This is a genomic window from Chromobacterium haemolyticum, assembly GCF_002081825.1.
GTDB lineage: Bacteria > Pseudomonadota > Gammaproteobacteria > Burkholderiales > Chromobacteriaceae > Chromobacterium > Chromobacterium fluminis.
In genome coordinates this window covers 1-3,105 of the sequence record NZ_MUKU01000071.1, presented here as the reverse complement: position 1 = coordinate 3,105, position 3,105 = coordinate 1, and the positions used below count along the sequence as shown (strand labels likewise).

Below are 3,105 nucleotides of genomic sequence, written 5' to 3'. Positions count from 1 at the left end.
GATCTTTAACAAACTGAAGAAGCCGAATATATAAAGACGGCGAGAAGGACGATGGAGTTAAGTCTTCATTGGCTGGATCGTCATCTTGGGTATTTGATTGTATCTAGGCTACGTCGCCATATCAAAAGGGGCGGTGTAGTCGTCGCACAAACACAACTTGTTGTTTTGGTGACTTAGGTTACTGAAATGATAGGGTCAAGCGACTAAGTGCATCTGGTGGATGCCTTGGCGATCATAGGCGAAGAAGGACGTGTAAGCCTGCGAAAAGCGCGGGGGAGCTGGCAATAGAGCTTTGATCCCGCGATGTCCGAATGGGGAAACCCCTCCGCAAGGAGATCCCAGACTGAATACATAGGTCTGAGGAGGCGAACGCAGCGAACTGAAACATCTAAGTAGCTGCAGGAAAAGAAATCAACCGAGATTCCGTTAGTAGTGGCGAGCGAACGCGGAAGAGCCTGTACGTGTTATGGATTGTGTTAGTGGAAGGTTCATGGAAAGGACCGCCATAGTGGGTGATAGCCCCGTACACGAAAACACATTCCAAGGACTAGGCGTACGACAAGTAGGGCGGGACACGAGAAATCCTGTCTGAAGATGGGGGGACCATCCTCCAAGGCTAAATACTCATGATCGACCGATAGTGAACCAGTACCGTGAGGGAAAGGCGAAAAGAACCCCGGGAGGGGAGTGAAATAGAACCTGAAACCGGATGCATACAAACAGTGGGAGCGGACTTGTTCCGTGACTGCGTACCTTTTGTATAATGGGTCAGCGACTTACGTTCAGTAGCGAGCTTAACCGAATAGGGGAGGCGTAGGGAAACCGAGTCCGAATAGGGCGATTTAGTTGCTGGGCGTAGACCCGAAACCGAGTGATCTATCCATGGCCAGGATGAAGGTGCGGTAACACGCACTGGAGGTCCGAACCCACTAGTGTTGCAAAACTAGGGGATGAGCTGTGGATAGGGGTGAAAGGCTAAACAAACTCGGAGATAGCTGGTTCTCCCCGAAAACTATTTAGGTAGTGCCTCATGTATCACTTCCGGGGGTAAAGCACTGTTATGGCTAGGGGGTCATTGCGATTTACCAAACCATGGCAAACTCTGAATACCGGAAAGTGCGAGCATGGGAGACAGACGGTGGGTGCTAACGTCCATCGTCAAGAGGGAAACAACCCAGACCGCCAGCTAAGGTCCCAAATGATCAGTTAAGTGGTAAACGAGGTGGGAAGGCATAGACAGCCAGGATGTTGGCTTAGAAGCAGCCATCATTTAAAGAAAGCGTAATAGCTCACTGGTCGAGTCGTCCTGCGCGGAAGATGTAACGGGGCTCAAACTGATAACCGAAGCTGCGGATTTGCACGTAAGTGCAGATGGTAGGGGAGCGTTCTGTAGGTCTGAGAAGGTGTCTCGTAAGGGATGCTGGAGATATCAGAAGTGCGAATGCTGACATGAGTAGCGATAAAGCGGGTGAAAAGCCCGCTCGCCGAAAGCCCAAGGTTTCCTACGCAACGTTCATCGGCGTAGGGTGAGTCGGCCCCTAAGGCGAGGCTGAAAAGCGTAGTCGATGGGAAACGGGTTAAAATTCCCGTACTTTTATGCAGTGCGATGTGGGGACGGAGAAGGTTAGGTCATCAGACTGTTGGAATAGTCTGTTTAAGCCGGTAGGCTGGGGAGGTAGGCAAATCCGCCTTCCCTTAAGGCCGAGACGTGATGACGAGGGTCTACGGACCTGAAGTGACTGATACCACGCTTCCAGGAAAAGCCACTAAGCTTCAGCTGCATAAGAACCGTACCGCAAACCGACACAGGTGGGCAGGATGAGAATTCTAAGGCGCTTGAGAGAACTCAGGAGAAGGAACTCGGCAAATTGATACCGTAACTTCGGGAGAAGGTATGCCTCTTAGAGTGAATCCCCTGCGGGAGGAGCTTTGAGAGGTCGCAGAGAATCGGTGGCTGCGACTGTTTAACAAAAACACAGCACTGTGCCAACACGAAAGTGGACGTATACGGTGTGACGCCTGCCCGGTGCTGGAAGGTTAAGTGATGGGGTGCAAGCTCTTGATCGAAGCCCCAGTAAACGGCGGCCGTAACTATAACGGTCCTAAGGTAGCGAAATTCCTTGTCGGGTAAGTTCCGACCCGCACGAATGGCGTAACGATGGCCACACTGTCTCCTCCTGAGACTCAGCGAAGTTGAAGTGTTTGTGAAGATGCAATCTCCCCGCTGCTAGACGGAAAGACCCCGTGAACCTTTACTGTAGCTTTGCATTGGACTTTGAACAGACTTGTGTAGGATAGGTGGGAGGCTATGAAGTGGGAACGCTAGTTCTCATGGAGCCGTCCTTGAAATACCACCCTGGTGTGTTTGAGGTTCTAACCTTGGTCCGTGATCCGGATTGGGGACAGTGCATGGTAGGCAGTTTGACTGGGGCGGTCTCCTCCCAAAGTGTAACGGAGGAGTTCGAAGGTTACCTAGGTACGGTCGGAAATCGTGCTGATAGTGCAATGGCAAAAGGTAGCTTAACTGCGAGACCGACAAGTCGAGCAGGTGCGAAAGCAGGACATAGTGATCCGGTGGTTCTGAATGGAAGGGCCATCGCTCAACGGATAAAAGGTACTCCGGGGATAACAGGCTGATACCGCCCAAGAGTTCACATCGACGGCGGTGTTTGGCACCTCGATGTCGGCTCATCACATCCTGGGGCTGTAGCCGGTCCCAAGGGTATGGCTGTTCGCCATTTAAAGTGGTACGTGAGCTGGGTTCAAAACGTCGTGAGACAGTTTGGTCCCTATCTGCAGTGGGCGTTGGAAGTTTGACGGGGGCTGCTCCTAGTACGAGAGGACCGGAGTGGACGCACCTCTGGTGTACCGGTTGTGACGCCAGTCGCATTGCCGGGTAGCTAAGTGCGGAAGAGATAACCGCTGAAAGCATCTAAGCGGGAAACTCGCCTGAAGATGAGACTTCCCTGAGGGCTTGACCCTCCTGAAGAGTCGTTCGAGACCAGGACGTTGATAGGTCGGGTGTGGAAGCGCTGTGAGGCGTTAAGCTAACCGATACTAATTGCTCGTGAGGCTTGATCCTATCATTTGAGTGGCTTGGGAAAC

Annotated in this window: 1 rRNA gene; it reads left to right on the top strand. The window is 52.1% G+C overall.

Annotated features, from left to right (window positions below):
- Positions 1–193 precede the first annotated feature (193 nt).
- A 23S ribosomal RNA gene (locus tag B0T39_RS24530) occupies positions 194–3,082 on the top strand.
- Positions 3,083–3,105 lie beyond the last annotated feature (23 nt).